Here is a 2,397-nt window from a genome sequence, read left to right as displayed (position 1 = left end):
GGGCGGGGGCCGCAGGGGGCGCGGGGCGCCCGGGGCGCGGGCCGCGCGGCGGGCGGGGCGCCCGGCGCGGGCCCGGGCCCGGGCCCGCAGGGGGGGCGGGCGCCCGGGCCTCCGACGGCGGCTCAGGCGATCGCGGCCGCCACGATCGCCGCCACCGCGATGTTGCAGCTGGCGGTGACCCAGACCGCCGGATGCGGCTCGGGGTCGACGAGGATCGCGCCGAGCTTGCCGGGCGTCAGGACGTCGACCGCCCAGAACGCGACGGCCATCAGCACCAGGCCCAGCAGGCCGAAGCAGGCCGTGGAGACGAGGCCCTTGCCGAAGTCCTCGTAGGTGTACATGATCGCCGTGAAGACGATGCCGCCGATGCCGAGCAGCGCGGAGCTCAGCACCGCGGCAGCGTTGCGGTTGCGCTCCACCCAGATCTGGTGGCCCAGCTTGCCCGGCGTCAGGACGTCGACCAGGCCGACGCCGAGGAGCAGCAGCACCACACCGACGGCGCCGAAGGCGGCCGCCGCACCGAGGCCGTGCAGGATGTCGTTCATGGGTGTTCGTCCCCCGTGTCCGCTCACTGGAGGCCGCCCGGTCCGGCTCGGCCCGGTCCGACCGTCAAGGATCGGCAAAACATATCCCATCGGGCGTGGCCGGAACAGGAATCCGGGGCCCCTCCCGTACCATCCCGGCCCACGCGTACCATCGGGCGCCATGACGCCGTCCCAGTCCCCCACCACAGCCACCGGCACCGGCAGCCCGGGGCCGGACGCCCGGCGCCGCTCGGGCTTCGTCACCCTCGGCATGGTCGGCACCCTCGCCCTGGCGCTCTCCGGCTGCTCCTCCGGCGGCGGCACCCCGCCGAGCCGCTGCGTCGACCCGACGACGCTCAAGGTGCTCGACAGCCACGCGTGCGCGGGCGGCACCACCGCCGCCGCCGGCCGCTGGTACTACTGCGGCTCCGGCGGCACCACCGCGCTCGGCGGCACCTTCGACAAGGCCGCCACCAAGCGCGGCGGGTTCGGCTGCCCCGCCGGCTCCAGCGGCTCGGGCGGGGGCTGACCGCGGTGCGCCGCAGAACCATCGCCCCGCGCCCGGACTGGCTGGCCACCGTCGAGGGCCAGGGCCTGATCTACGCCATGTGCTCCGACCCCTGCAACCAGGGCGGCCCGCACGCCTACTGGGACGAGAGCGGGTACTACGAGTTCTCGCTGCCCGAGGTGGAGGCGCTGGAGGAGGTGGTCGAGGAACTGCACGTGATGTGCCTGGCGGCCGCCGACCACGTGGTCCGCACCGGCCGGTTCGCGGACTACGGGATCACCGACCCCCGGCTCGCCATGACCGTCGCCGAGTCCTGGCGGCGGCGCGCCGAACAGCCGGCCCTCTACGGGCGCTTCGACCTCGCGTACGACGGCACCGGACCGGCCAAGCTGTTCGAGTACAACGCCGACACCCCGACCTCGCTGATCGAGGCGGCCGGCCCGCAGTGGTTCTGGATGGAGGAGCGCTTCCCCGCCGCCGACCAGTGGAACTCGCTGCACGAGCGGCTGGTCGCCTCCTGGGCCCGGCAGAAGCACCTGCTGCCGTCCGGCCCGGTGCACTTCGCCCACTCGCGCGGCGACACCGAGGGCGAGGACTGGATGACCACCCTCTACCTCCAGGAGTGCGCCGAACAGGCCGGCATCGAGACGGTCGGCATCGCGATGGAGGACATCGGCTGGGACGGCCTCTCCGGCCGGTTCGTCGACCTCGAACACCGCTTCATCCGCTCGGCGTTCAAGCTCTACCCGTGGGAGTGGCTGGCCGAGGACGAGTTCGGCGAGCAGCTGCTGGACGTCATCGACCACGGCGGCGGCACCGGCTCCACCCTCTGGATCGAGCCGGCCTGGAAGATGCTGCTCTCCAACAAGGCGCTGCTGGCGGTGCTCTGGGAGCTCTACCCGGGCCACCCCAACCTGCTGCCCGCCTACCTGGACGGCCCGCGTGAACTCGCCGACCCGGGCGGCCCCGGGTACGCGGCCAAGCCGCTGCTCGGCCGGGAGGGCGCCGGCATCCGGATCGTCGGACCGGACGGCGCCGAGACCCGGCTCGCCGACTGGGCCGGCGACCCGGACCGCTACGGCGCCGAGGGCCACTGCTACCAGCAGTACCACCCGCTGCCCGACTTCGACGGCAACCGCCCGGTGCTCGGCACCTGGGTGATCGACGGCGAGGCGGCGGGCCTCGGCATCCGCGAGACGGACGACAGCCCGATCACCCACCAGGGCGCCCGCTTCCTGCCGCACGTCATCGTCTGACCGGCCCGTGAGGGGGGGCGGGTGCGGGACCGGCCGGTTCACCCCAAGGAACATGGTTCCCCGGCTCCCTGGCCTGCCCGGAGGCCGGCCGGCGGGATTAGGCGACGGC

3 protein-coding genes are annotated in these 2,397 nt (G+C 74.3%); 2 read left to right on the top strand and 1 reads right to left on the bottom strand.

The window, feature by feature from the left end; all coding sequences use genetic code 11:
- Nucleotides 1-122: 122 nt before the first annotated feature.
- On the bottom strand, nucleotides 123-545 hold the full coding sequence (locus tag ABZ495_RS36970) for a DUF350 domain-containing protein (protein ID WP_329488993.1): 423 nt from the start codon (nucleotides 543-545) through the stop codon (nucleotides 123-125).
- Between the two features lie 160 nt (nucleotides 546-705).
- On the opposite strand from ABZ495_RS36970, the gene ABZ495_RS36965 reads away from it, so the two are divergent.
- Entirely contained in the window at nucleotides 706-1,053 is a 348-nt protein-coding gene (locus tag ABZ495_RS36965) for a hypothetical protein (protein ID WP_352291219.1), read from the top strand.
- 5 nt (nucleotides 1,054-1,058) lie between these two features.
- Nucleotides 1,059-2,288, top strand: a complete 1,230-nt coding sequence (locus ABZ495_RS36960; protein ID WP_359840377.1) for a glutathionylspermidine synthase family protein — start codon at nucleotides 1,059-1,061, stop codon at nucleotides 2,286-2,288.
- Nucleotides 2,289-2,397 lie beyond the last annotated feature (109 nt).

The organism is Kitasatospora sp. NPDC005748 (assembly GCF_040630735.1).
Lineage (GTDB): Bacteria > Actinomycetota > Actinomycetes > Streptomycetales > Streptomycetaceae > Kitasatospora.
The sequence above is the reverse complement of the archived record's forward strand: the minus strand, read 5'-3'. Positions and strand labels throughout refer to the sequence as shown.